Source organism: Paenibacillus sp. J31R34, assembly GCF_059383715.1.
This window is the reverse complement of the sequence record NZ_JBXENU010000005.1, coordinates 38,023-52,584: the sequence shown is the minus strand read 5'-3', so window position 1 is coordinate 52,584 and position 14,562 is coordinate 38,023. Positions and strand designations below refer to the sequence as shown.

General features: G+C 49.9%; 16 protein-coding genes. 8 read left to right on the top strand and 8 right to left on the bottom strand.

The genetic code is table 11. The features are described 5' to 3' along the window. Positions 1–105: 105 nt before the first annotated feature. Positions 106–885 (bottom strand): YutD family protein, encoded by a 780-nt coding sequence (locus AC50YG_RS15295; protein WP_494827886.1) that lies wholly within the window; start codon positions 883–885, stop codon positions 106–108. A 36-nt stretch (positions 886–921) separates the two neighbouring features. Beyond that, positions 922–1,830, bottom strand: a complete 909-nt coding sequence (lipA, locus tag AC50YG_RS15290; RefSeq protein ID WP_099519069.1) for a lipoyl synthase — start codon at positions 1,828–1,830, stop codon at positions 922–924. 261 nt (positions 1,831–2,091) lie between these two features. On the opposite strand from lipA, the gene AC50YG_RS15285 reads away from it, so the two are divergent. The 3 genes from AC50YG_RS15285 (at position 2,092) to AC50YG_RS15275 (ending at position 4,836) form a co-directional block, all read left to right on the top strand. Next, entirely contained in the window at positions 2,092–3,153 is a 1,062-nt protein-coding gene (locus AC50YG_RS15285; RefSeq protein WP_473761001.1) for a M23 family metallopeptidase, read from the top strand. Between the two features lie 222 nt (positions 3,154–3,375). Further along, positions 3,376–4,317: a helix-turn-helix transcriptional regulator gene (locus tag AC50YG_RS15280; RefSeq protein ID WP_494827883.1), complete on the top strand. Its 942-nt coding sequence runs from the start codon at positions 3,376–3,378 to the stop codon at positions 4,315–4,317. Positions 4,318–4,347: 30 nt separating this feature from the next. Beyond that, positions 4,348–4,836: a DinB family protein gene (locus AC50YG_RS15275; RefSeq protein ID WP_494828187.1), complete on the top strand. Its 489-nt coding sequence runs from the start codon at positions 4,348–4,350 to the stop codon at positions 4,834–4,836. 95 nt (positions 4,837–4,931) lie between these two features. On the opposite strand, the gene yunB is transcribed toward AC50YG_RS15275, so the two are convergent. Then, positions 4,932–6,176: a sporulation protein YunB gene (gene yunB / locus AC50YG_RS15270; RefSeq protein ID WP_494827881.1), complete on the bottom strand. Its 1,245-nt coding sequence runs from the start codon at positions 6,174–6,176 to the stop codon at positions 4,932–4,934. Between the two features lie 175 nt (positions 6,177–6,351). On the opposite strand from yunB, the gene AC50YG_RS15265 reads away from it, so the two are divergent. The 4 genes from AC50YG_RS15265 to AC50YG_RS15250 all read left to right on the top strand — a co-directional run bounded on the left by AC50YG_RS15265 (position 6,352) and on the right by AC50YG_RS15250 (position 7,806). Continuing rightward, on the top strand, positions 6,352–6,540 hold the full coding sequence (locus tag AC50YG_RS15265; RefSeq protein ID WP_156182362.1) for a hypothetical protein: 189 nt from the start codon (positions 6,352–6,354) through the stop codon (positions 6,538–6,540). Positions 6,541–6,589: 49 nt separating this feature from the next. Further along, positions 6,590–7,075 carry a hypothetical protein gene (locus AC50YG_RS15260; RefSeq protein WP_473761005.1) on the top strand — a complete coding sequence of 162 codons (486 nt, stop codon included), beginning with the start codon at positions 6,590–6,592 and terminating at the stop codon, positions 7,073–7,075. 260 nt (positions 7,076–7,335) lie between these two features. Next, complete coding sequence (locus AC50YG_RS15255) at positions 7,336–7,596, top strand: hypothetical protein (RefSeq protein WP_494827878.1); 261 nt, start codon at positions 7,336–7,338, stop codon at positions 7,594–7,596. 21 nt (positions 7,597–7,617) lie between these two features. Next, positions 7,618–7,806: a hypothetical protein gene (locus AC50YG_RS15250; protein ID WP_494827876.1), complete on the top strand. Its 189-nt coding sequence runs from the start codon at positions 7,618–7,620 to the stop codon at positions 7,804–7,806. A gap of 51 nt (positions 7,807–7,857) precedes the next feature. Here the strand turns inward: AC50YG_RS15250 and AC50YG_RS15245 are convergent, their stop codons facing one another. The 4 genes from AC50YG_RS15245 to AC50YG_RS15230 all read right to left on the bottom strand — a co-directional run bounded on the left by AC50YG_RS15245 (position 7,858) and on the right by AC50YG_RS15230 (position 13,469). Further along, positions 7,858–9,783 carry an LTA synthase family protein gene (locus AC50YG_RS15245; protein WP_494827874.1) on the bottom strand — a complete coding sequence of 642 codons (1,926 nt, stop codon included), beginning with the start codon at positions 9,781–9,783 and terminating at the stop codon, positions 7,858–7,860. Positions 9,784–9,985: 202 nt separating this feature from the next. Continuing rightward, positions 9,986–12,088, bottom strand: a complete 2,103-nt coding sequence (locus AC50YG_RS15240) for a YhgE/Pip family protein (protein ID WP_494827872.1) — start codon at positions 12,086–12,088, stop codon at positions 9,986–9,988. 126 nt (positions 12,089–12,214) lie between these two features. Next, positions 12,215–12,799 carry a TetR/AcrR family transcriptional regulator gene (locus AC50YG_RS15235; RefSeq protein WP_494827870.1) on the bottom strand — a complete coding sequence of 195 codons (585 nt, stop codon included), beginning with the start codon at positions 12,797–12,799 and terminating at the stop codon, positions 12,215–12,217. Positions 12,800–13,001: 202 nt separating this feature from the next. Continuing rightward, positions 13,002–13,469, bottom strand: coding sequence for an SRPBCC family protein (locus AC50YG_RS15230; protein ID WP_494827868.1), 468 nt, complete (start codon positions 13,467–13,469; stop codon positions 13,002–13,004). Positions 13,470–13,636: 167 nt separating this feature from the next. On the opposite strand from AC50YG_RS15230, the gene AC50YG_RS15225 reads away from it, so the two are divergent. Then, positions 13,637–14,056 carry a DUF4395 domain-containing protein gene (locus tag AC50YG_RS15225; protein ID WP_494827866.1) on the top strand — a complete coding sequence of 140 codons (420 nt, stop codon included), beginning with the start codon at positions 13,637–13,639 and terminating at the stop codon, positions 14,054–14,056. A gap of 87 nt (positions 14,057–14,143) precedes the next feature. Here AC50YG_RS15225 and AC50YG_RS15220 read toward each other — a convergent pair whose 3' ends face one another. Next, positions 14,144–14,548: an S-layer homology domain-containing protein gene (locus AC50YG_RS15220; RefSeq protein ID WP_494828186.1), complete on the bottom strand. Its 405-nt coding sequence runs from the start codon at positions 14,546–14,548 to the stop codon at positions 14,144–14,146. Positions 14,549–14,562 lie beyond the last annotated feature (14 nt).

Here is a 14,562-nt window from a genome sequence, read left to right as displayed (position 1 = left end):
TAAGCTACAACTTATAAATTCTTATATTTGCAAAAAAAAAAGCAGGAATCTGGATGAACTCCAGCATTCCTGCTTTATTAAACCTACACCTGTATATGGGCCTGCTTATTCCGTTGTTGGCTCGGAATGATTCGGTTTCGGCGGGCGGTTTTTGCCGCGATAAGGCGATTTCTGGCGCTGCGGCTGAGCCGGCGCCCCTTCATTGCTTTCAGCGGAAGCGGCGATTTCCTTGCTTGCCGCAAGTCCTCTTGGCGGCTTCTTGCCGCCGCTGCGATCTGCACGCTCTACGCCCCCGCTACTGCCGCCATTCGGCCGGTAGCTGCGGCGCTCACGCTGCTTGCCACCGCTGCGCTGCGCAGAATCCTCGCTGCGATTGCCGGAGCTGCCGCGCGAAGTATGGCTTTGACCTTGCTGGCTTTGCTTCTGACCCTGATTCAGAGCACGTGGTTCACTAGGAGACTTGGCTGCCGGAGCATTCGTCTGCACGAGGCCATCCTCCTCCTGCCCAGCCGTCTGAAAAGCTTCCTCCAGCGCCATGAACAGCTTGTCGTTGAGATCAGCCGTCAGTGCATCCTCCTCGTCCACTTCCTCAAGCTCGGGAGACTGCTTCACGCTTCCGGTCTTCTCCAGCACAAAGTAAGGGCAGCCGAAGTTGCAATATTCATTAATGTAATCCGACGCATAGGAGAACATCGTATCACGAGTTGACTTCATATGATTGTCTTTGAAAAAACCTTTCAGGCGCAGCTGACTATAGCCCCAGTCGCCAACGATATAATCATACCGCTCCAGCACCTCGCTGTAGCGGGCACGAAAGGCCTCTTGATTCCAGCCATTTCTGTTCTCATGAACAAGCTCATATATTTTACCACCGATTTGAATCAAGACGACTTCCCACCTCTCGAAGCTTCAGTTCAAGCCTTATACGCTGCTCAGCTCGCGCTCTTCAGCGGCAACAGCGGAATCCGTCTGCTCGTGCGCATGATAGGAGCTGCGAACGAGCGGGCCGGACTCAACATGCCGGAATCCACGCTTCAATCCTTCTTCCTTCAAAGCGGCAAATTCATCGGGATGCACGTAACGAACTAGCGGCAGATGGTTTGGCGTTGGCTGCAAGTATTGGCCTAAAGTCAAAATATTGCAATCCACCGCACGCAAATCATCCATCGTTTTCAAAATTTCTTCAAACGTCTCGCCAAGGCCTAGCATAATGCTCGACTTCGTCGGAATTTTCGGATTCATCGCTTTCGCGCGTTTAAGCAGCTCCAGTGAACGGGCATATTTAGCCCGGGCACGCACGCGGTCAGAAAGGCGCTCTACCGTTTCAATATTATGGTTCAAAATATCAGGCTTCGCATCCATTACCACTTGAAGCGCGGCTTCATTGCCTAGGAAATCCGGAATGAGCACTTCGACGCGGCAAAACATAACGCGCTCGCGAATCGCTTGAATCGTTCCGGCGAAAATAGATGCGCCGCCATCCTTCAAATCATCGCGTGCAACGGACGTTACGACGCAGTGGCGCAAACCCATCTGCTCCGCTGCTTCAGCAACGCGTTCCGGTTCCTGTGTATCAAGCTCCGTCGGCATACCCGTCTTCACCGCACAGAAGCGGCAAGCCCGCGTACAAATGTCACCTAATATCATAAAGGTTGCTGTACGATTCGCCCAGCATTCATAAATATTTGGACAGCGCGCTTCCTCGCATACCGTATGCAGCGTCTTGGTGCGCATCATGTCTTTAATTTCGGCATAATTGCCGTCAGTCGTTAATTTAATGCGAAGCCAATCCGGCTTCGGCAGTTTTTCTGTTTGTTTGGTTGGTTTCATCCGGCATCCCTGCTTTCACTCCATTTAACAAGGCCCTACCCTTAAACGCAACAATGGCTGCATTTCAAAATAAGTCCTGGCCGTATCACTTTCGCTATTATAGCATGTTTCTTCCCTATGTAGCACGTTATCACATATTAGATTCATTCGAAATTCAGATAAAAGCTATACAGATTTACGATGGATAACGAGTGTGCATGCTTCGCATAAAAACCAATGATTTGCAAAACCTAACCATCAAGCGATACAGCTACAGAAAGGATGGACAGCTTGAAACAGACCGTGCGATTTGCAGCAGCACTCACACTTTCCGCCTGCCTCATAACCGGGCACTTGGGGCATGCCCATTCGGCATCCCGGCCTGCTGAGCATAAGGATGAAAGCCTTTTGCCAGCCCAGTCCACACCCCAAGCTGCCGAAGTGTTCGCCAACAGGCAAACGTTATATGACAAGTTAAGCTTGATGACGGGCATTCCCTGGCCGCAGCTTGCCGCTATCGATCAATATGAGCGCACCCTGTCCAGCGCACGCCCGAAATCGCGGCCGCTTCTAGGCCAAACCGTTGGCGTCTTTATTGAGCAGGATCAATGGAGCGGCCTGCTGAATCCGAATAAAGCCGACATATCACCGCTTTCCATTCGCTGGTTCAACGGCATTGGCCGGGACGGTGATGGCGACGGGCAAGCGGAACGCACCAACGATTCCGATTTGCTGTATGCGATAGCAAGCAAAATTTTGCAGCATGGAACGACCGCGGATGATTTGGCCATCGGGCTATGGGAATATTATCATAACAGCCGCTCTGTCCAGCGCATTCAGCAGTTTGCGCGTATTTATGAAGCGTTTGGGCGGCTGGATCTGTTTGAGCATGCTTTTCCGCTGCCTGTCGGGCATAACTATTCGTATAAAAGCACTTGGGGAAACGCCCGCAGCTGGGGCGGCAGACGCAGCCACGAAGGCACCGATCTGTTCGCCGGCTACGGCCTCTCGGTCAAAAGCACCTGCTACGGCATTATCGAGGTGAAGGGCTGGAACCCGTTCGGCGGCTGGCGCATTGGCATCCGTGATCTCAACAATTATTACCATTATTACGCGCACCTATCCGGTTTCGACAAATCGCTGACCGCCGGAACGGTAGTCAAGCCGGGACAAGTGATTGGCTGGGTCGGAAGCTCAGGCTATGGCAAGCCGGGAACCCAAGGCAAATTCCCGCCCCATCTTCACTACGGCATATACCGCGACCGCGGACTCATCGAATGGTCCTTCGATCCGTATCCGCTGCTGAAGGCATGGGAGCGCGAAGAACTGCGACGAGCAAGGTGAACAAGGTGAAACGGCTGGCGCCTTCCTTGGCGGCGCAGCGCGTTTCATTCCGAGAAAATCCGTACCGTTAATTGCTGGCCGCTGGCCGGCAGCTAGCGGTTTTTTTCATAGGCGGCAGCATAATTTTCGCTTTATTTTTTATTGGCAGCCTGATTTAATGATGACAAACATGTTGTCACTAATGGCATGCTATACTGGGTTAAAAAGGGAGGGAGGCTCCGTTTGAAAAGGAATGATCGCCTCATTGCCATTATGATGGCCTTGCAGCAGCGGCCCGAGACAGCGCAGGCTTTGGCCAGCAAGCTGGAGGTATCCAAACGAACGATTCTTCGCGATATGCAGGCGCTAGCCGAGATGGGAATACCGTTGTATGCCCTATCGGGACCTGCGGGAGGCTTCCGACTAATGGATGGCTATAAGCTGCCGCCGCTGCATTTCGATTCGCAGGAAGCACTCGCTGTGTTATTTTCCCTGAATGCCATGACCAAAATGGCCGACACCCCTTTTAACCAAGCACGTTTTACAGCTATTGATAAAATTCGGGCCACCATGCCGGAGCATATTTTGCAGCATATAGAGCCGATCTTGGATCGTTTAGAAATTTCGATTCCCGATCGGAGCTACAAAACGCCGCTACTAGAGAAGCTACTGCAATATGCAGGAACATCGATCTGGATTCGCGCCTTCTATCGCTCCGAGCAGCATCAAAGATCGCTTGAGCTGCTGCCCCTCCGGCTCTACACAGCGCATGGCTTCTGGTATTGTGAGGCTTATTCCGTGCTGCATGAAGAGCAGCGCACATTCCGCGTTGACCGTTTTGTGGAATTGGAGCCCATCGAGTCGCCGCCAGCGGCCTCAGCCTACATGGACAAGGCTATATCGGCGGAGCCCGGTGCAATGAAGCTCGTTCACATCGCTGCTCAATTAACGTATCGGGGAGCATTACTCGCCGAGCAGGACCCTCATTTCGGGCAACTGGTCAAGCAGGTCGATAGCCAGCTGTGGCAGCTTGAAATGGATTTGCCCATGTCCGAATGGGATTGGGCTGTTCAATTTTTCACCTATATTGGCATGGATGCCGAAGTGACGCAGCCGCCTGCACTGCGAAAAGCGATCTATCAACGAGTATGCCAGCTCGCTGCCCGCTATGAACAACATGAATAAATAATCAACCACACAAGGAGACGATACATGATGTCAGGAACATTTACCGTTAGAGATCATTTACTGGAGGAATTGGAGCTGTCCATTCGGACAAGCTGCTCCTTCATTGCCCAAATTCAGCCATCCGAGTGGGACTTTCGTCCGCAGGACAATATGCGCTCGCTGCTGGAGCTCGTTCATCATTTGGTAGCTATTCCGGCGAGCGATCTTGCCATTTTGCAGGAAAAGACAGAGCATGAAGTGGCGGCAGTTGAAAATGGAGCCGCTGGCATCACTAGCCCCGATGAGCTGATTCAGCGTTTTCAAGCCAATCTTGGAACGTTCAAGAAGTATATCCTTTCCTTAAGCGAGGAGGAGCTGCTGAATCAATCATCTAAAGCTTATTATTTGGAGCATGGCATGGTTCAGATCAAATGGCTTATTGAGGTCGTTACCCATACGTTCCACCATCGCTCGCAGCTTTACAACTACTTGAAGCAGAACGGACATGACGTGAATTTCTTCATGCTGTACATGTAATTTTCGCTTACGCTTAAATGAAACAACAATGAATCACTAATGAATCACTAATGAGCCACTGATGCTGGTGATTGCATCAGTGGCTTTCCTTATTACTAATGCTCGCTCTCATTCTCCGCGCTCGGCGCAGGCAGTGTCGGCGCTTCAAGTTGCTCTTCCAGCATGCTGCCATCCGATGGCTGCGTCACCCCGGTTCCTTTTGATAAAGGCAGTGCAATATTAGGGGCGCCAGGGGCAGAGTTGCCTACTGGATTGCCTTTGTTGTCGTAATAATACATCGGGACGTCGCCAACGACGAGCAAATAGGAAATTGGAATTTCCGTCTCCACCATTTGCGGCTCCGTTTCGAAAGGAATAATAATCGCAACCTCAGCGACAATATGAATGTACACCTCAATCAAAATCATATTGATGCCCGCATTTTGCTGCCGTGTGCTGAGATCTACTTTAACAGCGCCGACCGGCTCAAATTTCACGGGAACACGGGGACCATACGACGCGATAAGCGGACTGCCCAGCGCATTGCCAATCGGGATATGCTCGGGTATTTCCTTGAGATCCGCAAGCGTCGATTGCACCGTTTCAATGGTCTGCGCCCTAATTTTCGTATGCTCATTGTAGTTCAGCATGAATCCCGACACTTTTCCGTTGCTGTTCATTTTCCAATCTACCAGCTTCTCAAACTCGGATTGGCTCGCCACCTGCTCCGTCGTCGCTTTATTAATCGCCTGCGTTGCTACCTGCTTGATTCGCAATTGGGCAACCTTTGTAAGCGGCTCGCGTAAATGCTTATCTACGTATAAAAAAGACTGAATGCCGCCAATGAGCAATGTCAGCACAATAATGGCAGTCCATATTTTCAGCTTCCGCCTTGGCGACTTTGGCCGCGAGCCCCAGCTTCCTCCGCCAGAAGACTGTGACTGTCCAGGCTGAAAAGCATCATAGGTCGCTTGGCGGGCTGCAGCGCTCCCAGACTGCGATTTTGCCACAAAACCGCTTTGGCTGCTGCCCTTACCGAACAGCGGCTTGCTCACTCCCCAGCTTTTGGGGCGACTAGCGGTGGGGCTAGAACGGCTCCCTCTGCCCCAGCTTTTAGGCCAGCTCATGCTTGCGCTGGCAAGCTTGCCACTGCCCCAGCTCTTGGGCCGGCTAACACTTGCGCCAGATCGCTTGCCATTGCCCCAGCTTGTGCCGCTGCGGCTGCCTGCATTTCCGCTTGCGTTTCCACGGCTGCTCCAATTGACCGTCTTCACCCGCCGCAGCGGCAGTCCAGGCCAGGATAGCTTTCGATTGCGGTTCAACAGCTGAAGCAGTCCCCATTTTCTCCCCCATCTTGCCATGCTTCTATCGCCTCCCGCCCTAAGGATCGTCCCACTCTGTATTCAAGCTTATGCTTGGCTCGGATAAAAAAGAAGAAAAGCCGCCCGCGCCGCCTTGCCCCTCGCAAAAAAGCTCCATTGTTCAGGTTATAGCTTTCATCCTGACGGTGAAGCCTATATAATGGAGGAACTTACGGTGCAATTGGATTGGAGGCTGGTACCCATGTTCACCTATCGGGAGAAGCTGTATATGCTGAAGACGCTGAAGCAAAACAAAGCCAAACGGTTATTCGGCTTGCGGAAGCTGCCGCCTGAGCATCAAGCTCTCGTCGACAAGCTAGAGCAAATGGTACGCAACGAACAGGTCAACAAGGCGCATCTGTAGCCAGCGCCCTTTACGCTAAAGTAAACTGGATTCAATGATGGAGGAAATTATGCTAACCTTTGAACAAAAGCTTGAAATCATTACGTCCTTTCCCGAGCTGGAGCGCAGCGATGTATCGCTTGGACGCGTTAATTTTCAATATGCAGACAGCGTGTACGACCGCAAAAATGTCGTTTACCACCTGCATCCGAACGGCAATGGCTTCGTTTATGCCGCCCTGCTGGAAGGCTATGACATCGACGACAAGGGCCTCGTCAACATTCGCAGCCTGGATGAGCCTGCGCTTCGCACGTTGATTGCCGAAGCAATCAAATCGCTATCGTTCAAGCCTGAAGTGCCCCTGACGAGAGCACAGCGCAGAAGACAACGGGCTAATTCCGATCAGCAATGGGTTAACGAGGATTCGCAGACGCTTCAAGTACGATTTGAGGAAGATACTTGGATGATCTACGAGGGAGTTAATTTGGAGATGGCCTTCGAAACTTACGAAGAGGCTGTCGAATATTTGGAAGAGGAAGGCTTTTCGCGTGAGTAGCATCCTGCCTGTTCTGCTGTATTCTTTTTCAAAAAAGCTAAGGTGAAACGGCTTCCGCCGTCCTCTGGCGGCGCGGCGCGTTTCAGTCAGAGAAATAGAGAAAGTATGGCGAAATCATATGCTTTCCTATATTTTGAAAAAAGCACCTCCAGCTGCGGCAATACAGCGCAGCGCTGGAGGTGCTTTTCATGATGTAATTCAGATAATTCTTCCTGAAATCCCACTATTTTTGATGGTATGATAGTTCTTGAGGTGGTTTTATGCTTATAGAAAACGAGACAGGCTACCGTATTCCAATATACATAACAAAAATGAGTATAGATGATGTAAAAGGAATGCGACCAAATTGGACTCCAGGTTTTAACTGGCGATTGTACTTTCAGATGGGTAATGTCAAAGTGTATAAAATTTGTGTCATCGATTCGGATCAAATAGAGGGAGCCATCGCACTAGAAAATCGTGGCGATCATGAATGGATACACTTAATTGAAAAGGCACCACATAATTTAGGTTATACTTAAATTAAAGGTGGTGGATTTCAAATGAACGGCAGCAACTTTGTAAGAAGCTCCGGCAGCGGACGCATAGATATAGCAGACACTCGTTTCAATGTTTATGAAGTCTCCCCGACTATACCTGGACCGAAAGACGAGCAACGCGATAAAGAAGTTAGCGAAGCCATTGAAAAGTGGAAAAATTCGAATAGTAATTGTGAAAAGCTCCGCCAATAGGCGGAGCTTTTTTACAATAAAAACAGTAATTATCTCACTCATCTATTATCATTAATACGCCTCAAGCTCGCGCTTTGGCAGCAAACGCACGTATTTATCGGATAAGCTCATGAGCTTCATCATATAATCATAGTCGCTGCGGTACTGCTCAAAATTGGGAACTGGCTCCATCGTATCAAGCGATACAGCGGTGCCGTCATCAAAGCCTTTGCCGGGAACGAACAAAATATCATTATTGAAAAATGATCCGCTCGGCAAATAATAACGCATCCCCAGCACATTCCGATCGATGTTCAGCAGATCATGGCCAAACAGCGTAGCGCCCGACTGCTCCGGCTTAAGACCAAGCAAATTAGCAATCGTCGGCATCATATCCAGCTGTCCGCCGACCTGCTCCACTACCTGCCCTTTGCCGCCTTTGACACCGCCCGGCATATGAACGATAAACGGAATATTGAAGCGGCTTAGCCGTGCATCATACGTCATGCCAAGCTCCGTCTTAAATTGCTCTGGATCGATTTTGTCAGGCTGCAGGCCGAAGTGGTCGCCGTACATAACCAGCACCGTATTGTCCCACAATCCCTGCTCCTTAAGCTTGCTGATCAATGTGCCAATGGCGTAATCGGTATAATGGATTGCCGTCAAATAGTCGCCCAGCTGAGTGCCTGCAAGCGAATCCGGCAGCGTTAGTGTTACGCGGTCAGCCGGCACCTTAAAGGGAAAGTGGCTGGACGTTGTAACGAACTGCGCGTAAAAAGGCTGCTTCATCTCGGTAAGCTTTTGGACTCCGACCCGGTAAAGCTCCTCATCCGAGGCGCCAAAATCATTAAATTGGTCATTCGTATAATAAGGCTTATCGTAATAAGCATTAAAACCAAGCGCCGGGTATAGCTTGTCGCGATCCCAGAACGTCACGTTATTAATATGGAAGGTGGCGGTATCATAGCCTTGCTCCTGCAATAGCTTCGGAAGGCTTGGGAACGCACGGTCCCCGTACCCTTTTGACATCGCTTCGCTACCGACCGGATAAATCGACGTATTCGACATAAATTCGGCATCCGATGTGTTGCCCTGGCCAATTTGCTGATACACATGAGGAAAATAATACCCCTCATCCGCCAGCTGATTAATGGTCGGCGTAATTTCCTGGCCGTCCACCTTAAGGTGGATCGGAAAGTTTTGGAAGGCCTCCATTTGCAGGACAATTAAATTTTTACCTGCTGCCTTACCAAATTGAACAGGTTGTTTCTCCGCTTGCTTGGCTTGTACATCCTTATTAGCTCCCGTATCAGCATAAGGATAGCTTGCTTGCAGCTCATTAATTTCAGCAATCGTTTCTGGCAAGCTGCCGGTTTCGGTCTCGATGGCTTCACTGCCAGCCTGCCAAGCCGCAGATGCCTGAAAGCCGATAAACCCGAGATTTTTCGCCCTCTCCAGCTCATTTACAATCGTTTGATCCATATAAACCTGGCGGCTGAAAAACGATGTACTGACGATTAGCACGACAAGCAGCACCGACACTCTTCCCATACGTTTGTATTCATATACTTTCCGTGTACGAAAACGCCTTACTGCATACACCGCCAGCCAAATCGCCACATCAAGAAAATAAGCGAAATAGACAGGTTGAATTAACGACTGAACACTTGCCCGCACTTGACCGACTTGATTAATCGACTTAAGCACATTGTACGTCGGCACCGAGCCATAATAATCAAAATAAACCGTCGAGGCAAACAGCAGCAGCGACAGTACCGCATTAACGAGTAAAAAAAGAGCACCTTTGCGTTTGCCGGGGGCAACCAGCTCGAACAGCAATAACACGCCTAGCAAGCCTAGGCCGTCCATCGCCACATCTCTCATTGCAATCGTATCAAAAATAAAATAGCGAAATAACGCCAGCTTGAGCAGCAGCGCTGCATAAACAAGCAAAAAAGGCGACCGCTGCTTATTTTCTCCAAACATCAGTTGCTGCATAAGCCTCACTCACTCTCTCGCATTCCACGTTAATATGATAAATGTGTAACTTATAAATGCTTATATTTAAAAAAAAGAAGCCATCAACACGTGATGGCCGCTTCCTTAACGATAATTGTTAAGATTATATTAACGCATTTGCGAGTTGAATGAAAGAGGAGGTTCCTTCCGATTATTCTTCTTCATTTATCCTGCTGCTTCATTATGCGGTAATGGCTTGTAATTGTTCATTTTTTCCAGTCTGGCGAAAGAAATACAGGAAGGTCAAGGCGAGCGCAATAATCGCAAAGATGCCTAAAATCAACATTTGCTCGCGCATTACCCCATAATCACCGCTTGCTACAATCGCTTTGAAGCCGATAATGCTGTGTGTCATCGGCAGCCAAGGATTTACCTTCTGCATCCAGTCCGGCAGCATCTCCAGCGGAAACGTTCCTGCGCTTGAAGTAAGCTGCAAAATCATCAGCACGATGACCGCAAAGCGGCCCGGGTTATCAAGCCATGTGACGAGCATTTGTACGATCCAAGTGAAGGTCAGGCTTGTTATAATTGTGAATAAGAAAAATAATGGCTTGCTGTGAACTTCAAGCTTGAGGACGTATAGCAGAACCGTGTCGGCAATGACCGACTGCACGAGACTGACCATCGTAAACGTCAGCGTCCGGCTGACAAAACGCTGCATAGGTGTAGCACTGGCAATGCCAGACTCTCTCAAAGAGAACACCGTAGTAAACACGAGCGCTCCCATAAATAGCGCCAGTGACAGGAAATATGGCGTAATACCCAGTCCATAATGGCTTAGCTTATGATCGGTGTTTTCTGTCACTTTGACTGGAGCAGCGAACATGCTAACCGTGCTGTCTCCTGATTGCACGTCTGACGATTTACTAGCCGCTTCATTTAATTGGCTCGCAAGCTCGCCCGATCCGTCAACCAGCTTCACGGAGCCATCGGCCAGTTGGCCTGCGCCATCGTCAAGTTTTTTCGAGCCGTCGGCCAGTTCACTAACGCCGCCGTTCAGCTTTCCAAGTCCCGTTTGCAGCTTTGCAGCGCCTGCTTGAAGGCTTGAGGCACCTTCTGCTGTTTTCTCGCCGCCTGCCGCAGCTTCCTTCATTTTGGTGCTGAAGGTATGCAGCCCTTTAGCCAGCTCCTGCTGTCCGCTGCTAAGCTTAGCTGCTCCATCCAGCAGCTGCTTCTGTCCTTTCGCAAGCTCTGTGCTGCCGGTTAGCAATTGCTTCTGTCCGTCATGCAACTGCTCGCTGCCGGACGCCACTTGGCGGCTAGCCGCCAGCAGCTTTGCCAGCAGCTTTGCCAGCTGCTCATTGCTTTGCAGCTCCGGGCTGCTCGCTACGAGCTGCGCCAAACCGTCAGCGACCTGGCTTGCGCCGGCCGCAACCTGCGCGCTGGCCTTCTCCGAAGCCGTCAAGCCAGCGGACAGCTTCCCGCTTCCAGCGCTTGCCGCTTGCAAGCCAGCTTCAAGCTTAGCAGCGCCATCCTGCGCGCTGCTTGCCCCAGCGCCGAGCTTGGCAGCCGCCGCAGACAGCTCACTGAGCCCGCTCGACAAAGTCGCGGTTCCCGACTTCAGCGCACCTGCGCCTTTGGCAAGGTCGCCCGCGCCAATCGCGAGCTGCTTCACACCTACCTGAACGTCCGCTGTGCCGCTTGCCAGCTTGTTCAGATTCTTTTTCAGCGTCGTAATGCCGCCCTCTAGCTTGCCTGCCCCATCTTGAAGCTCCGTTGCACCGGAGCCTGCTTTACCAAGCCCATCGGAAATTTTATCGATTTGCTCAAACATGCTGCGCGTATAGGCTTCTGTTATTTGCACGGACAGCTTCGACTTCAGCTCTTTCATTGCGCTGCTGCCGATTTGTGCGCCTACAAAGTTATAATCGCTATTCGGTTCAAAAATAATTTCCGCTTGCTTCGGCTCAGCCTCCGTCAGCGTCGATGCATCCTGCGAAAAATGCTCAGGAATCGTAATCGTCATATAATAATGATTATTGCTCATGCCGGTCTTTGCCTGATCCTGCGTAACGAAAGACCAGCTAAAGTCAGTATTTTTCCCCAGCTCATCGACGAAATCCTCGCCAATATGCAGCTTCTTGCCTTCATAGTCTGCCCCTTGGTCAAGATTAACAACCGCTACCGGCAGCTTGCTCGTCTGTCCGTAAGGGTCCCATGAGCCTTCTACTAGAAAACTGCTGTACAGCATCGGAAGCAGGGCAACACCCGCTAACGTCAGCAGCACCATCGGCTTCTTGCCAAGCAGCTTTATTTCCTTCCAAAACACTTGAAATACACCCATCGAGAACACGTCCTTTTTCAATATGCTGATCTATGCTGCTTATATGTTGAACTAATGACCATTTCGGTATATTGGTCAGTTTTTCTCAAAAAAATAGGCATCGCCGTCTTGCTTTGACTTTGCCCATTACTTTACCGGATCGGCTACAATGCCATATGTGATAAAGGAAAGCATATTTTGTTTAATCTCATCCTTGCTCAGCGGCGCGCTCAGCTTATTCCAATCGGACGTCAATCCGATGTACAGCCGAAAAATCATAAACGCGGCAATCTCAGGATTGCAAGGCTTCACCTCGCCATTGTCAATCGCCCGCTCCAGCTGCTGCTTAAGAAAGTCCAGCGCGAACTGCTCCATTCGGCGAATACCCTCCAGCGCCTGCACCGTTCCAATGTCTCGAACCTCCTGGGAGAGCTTCACAGCCAGCTCATGGTCAGAGCGGAAATCGAGAATCGAATCAAGCACATTAAACAAATTGTCGGCGAACGCCGCGTCCTGCTCCGTTCCCTCGTTCATAATGCTTTGCAGCTCTGCAAAGGCTTTGCCGAGAATTTCCTCAAACAGCTCTTCCTTCGTCTTGAAAAAGGTGTAAATCGTCCCTTTGCCTACATTTGCGATTTTGGATACGAGATCCATCGTCGTCGCTTTATAGCCATACTGTGCAAACGACTGCGCCGCCGCTTCTAAAATCAATGTTTTGCGATCAACCGCCATCCCCATTACCTCCCTTGCAAAAAGCGTTTCAAACGTTCATTGTTCAGCTTAATGATCAAAAATGACCATATTTCATTTTCAGTCAATTGGTCATAAGTTAATTTAACACACAGCAATGCAAAAGTAAAATCTTTTTTTCATATGTTTTTTCAAGCGTTTTGCATCTGTTTTGCAAGCATTATTTCGAGTGTTATTTCTATATTCATTTCACCGCTACTGCGCGCTGCTCGGCGACATTTTTAATATAAAGGTTGCGTCTTGTCAAAAATACCCGCATATAGCGCTCCAGAAACAGCAAATCTGCAAGCTTTCCCAGCACTCCCAAGGGCGAGGCATAATCAAACGTATCAATCATTAAGGTTCCGTCTCCGGAGATGATAAATTCATGGGAATGTGTAAAATGCTTAAACGCCCCGCTAACCTGCTCGTCCACAAAATAATGCGGAGCCTCCATGACGGAAATGCGCGCTGTCAGCCGCTGCTTAATGCCAAAATGCACAGCCTCCCACGTCACAGACTGTCCTAGCTCAATTAACCCCTGCGTCACGCCGCCAATCGCGCGTTCTCTCGTCTGTGAAGTCGATTCCGCATGGATATCAATGCTGCGGGCCAGATCAAAGCATAGCTGGGCGGGCGCCTTGATGTAAAGCTCAGTCCTAATAATCGGCATACGTCACCTCTGCGCTCGCTTTATAATAGCTAAAATATAGCACCTTTATAGCCCGGTTTAAAGCTTCTTTCCTTTAGACGACGATACAAAATATTTATGTTGCTCAAATTTCAACTACGGCATACAATAATACCAAGTAAATAAATTGGAATTAGAGGTGAACGGTAATGCGTGAAGTTCCTATGCGCTATGTTAAAGCGAACCAGGTTGGAATCGTTACTTTTGTTCTTCTCTCCTTTATCTTCAATCAGCCCTTGCTATTGGGGATATTATGGATCATTCAAGTGGCTGGCCTTGCTTCTGCGGGGAAGCTCAACCTTTTTGTACGGATTGCGAAGCTGTTTATAAAAGAGACCGGCACGGAGACGCAAGCGGCTGAGCTGCAGCGTTTCAACAATGTGCTGGCTGTGCTGTTTCTTACTCTAGCGCTGGCATCCGCAGTGTTTGGCTGGGAAATTGCCAGCTATGCGTTCTCCATTATGCTGCTGGCAGCCGCTAGCGCCGCCTTGCTCGGCTATTGCGTTGGCTGCACCGTTTATTTTTGGTACAAGCAATTCCGCGCAGGCCGGAAAATAGGCGGCATTTAGCAGCTGCTGCAAGCAGCACTATAGAGCAGCAAAAAAAGGATCTCCATTCCAACTGCATTCCAGCAGGGGACGGAAATCCTTTTTTCGTTATTCGACTTGCAAGCCCAGAAGCTTGTAGATCATTACAGCAGCCTGTGCCCGTGTTGCTTGGGCTAGAGGGGCAAATTCATTTTGGCCCATGCCGCTCACCATTCCAGCCGCTTGCATGGCAGCAATACCTTTTTTGGCGTATACCGAAATAGCATTCTCGTCTGAAAATGGTGCTGCTGCTTCCTTAGCTAACTCGAGCTCCGCATATTTTGCAGCCTGATAGGCCATGACCGCCATATCTTGTCTCGTGATTTTGTCATACACACCAAAGCTGCCGTCTGATTTTCCTTTAACAATTCCGAGCTTATAGGCTGTGGCCACGGCGTCATAATACCATGTCCCTTGTCGGACATCACTCAGCGGTGTTAGAGCATTCGCCTCCGTCAAATCCAGTCCATTCATCAGCATGGAGATAA

Bases quoted from the DNA above. Each gene is read 5' to 3' on its own strand.
- lipA (WP_099519069.1), bottom strand. From the start codon at position 1,830: ATGAAACCAACCAAACAAACAGAAAAACTGCCGAAGCCGGATTGGCTT.
- AC50YG_RS15285 (WP_473761001.1), top strand. From the start codon at position 2,092: ATGGACAGCTTGAAACAGACCGTGCGATTTGCAGCAGCACTCACACTT.
- AC50YG_RS15275 (WP_494828187.1), top strand. From the start codon at position 4,348: ATGTCAGGAACATTTACCGTTAGAGATCATTTACTGGAGGAATTGGAG.
- yunB (WP_494827881.1), bottom strand. From the start codon at position 6,176: ATGGCAAGATGGGGGAGAAAATGGGGACTGCTTCAGCTGTTGAACCGC.
- AC50YG_RS15260 (WP_473761005.1), top strand. From the start codon at position 6,590: ATGCTAACCTTTGAACAAAAGCTTGAAATCATTACGTCCTTTCCCGAG.
- AC50YG_RS15255 (WP_494827878.1), top strand. From the start codon at position 7,336: ATGCTTATAGAAAACGAGACAGGCTACCGTATTCCAATATACATAACA.
- AC50YG_RS15250 (WP_494827876.1), top strand. From the start codon at position 7,618: ATGAACGGCAGCAACTTTGTAAGAAGCTCCGGCAGCGGACGCATAGAT.
- AC50YG_RS15245 (WP_494827874.1), bottom strand. From the start codon at position 9,783: ATGCAGCAACTGATGTTTGGAGAAAATAAGCAGCGGTCGCCTTTTTTG.
- AC50YG_RS15240 (WP_494827872.1), bottom strand. From the start codon at position 12,088: ATGGGTGTATTTCAAGTGTTTTGGAAGGAAATAAAGCTGCTTGGCAAG.
- AC50YG_RS15235 (WP_494827870.1), bottom strand. From the start codon at position 12,799: ATGGCGGTTGATCGCAAAACATTGATTTTAGAAGCGGCGGCGCAGTCG.
- AC50YG_RS15230 (WP_494827868.1), bottom strand. From the start codon at position 13,469: ATGCCGATTATTAGGACTGAGCTTTACATCAAGGCGCCCGCCCAGCTA.
- AC50YG_RS15225 (WP_494827866.1), top strand. From the start codon at position 13,637: ATGCGTGAAGTTCCTATGCGCTATGTTAAAGCGAACCAGGTTGGAATC.
- AC50YG_RS15220 (WP_494828186.1), bottom strand. From the start codon at position 14,548: ATGAATGGACTGGATTTGACGGAGGCGAATGCTCTAACACCGCTGAGT.